This window comes from Cohnella baijiui (genome assembly GCF_020731285.1).
Lineage (GTDB): Bacteria > Bacillota > Bacilli > Paenibacillales > Paenibacillaceae > Cohnella.
On sequence record NZ_JAJFOW010000498.1, the window covers coordinates 1 to 212 of the forward strand.

Sequence of the window (212 nt, forward strand, 5' to 3'; positions counted from 1 at the left end):
TTGTACGAAATGGTCAGCGCCCTTTTCCAAAATAAGCGCGGCTCTGTATTTGGTTGGGAGGATATTTTCCTGCAAGTTCGCCGCATTAATATCCCGCCAGATGTTTCGTGCAAACTGCAGCGCCTCCTCCTTCGATAGAGAGGCGTAGCGGTGAAAGTAGGAGGCAGGGTTCTGAAAGGCTGTCTCCCGTAAAATCTCGAACCGCTGAAGAT

General features: G+C 50.5%; 1 pseudogene. It reads right to left on the reverse strand.

Going from position 1 to position 212, the window contains the following annotated elements:
- A pseudogene (locus LKX83_RS33525) lies at positions 1-212 on the reverse strand (type I pantothenate kinase); the annotation flags it as partial.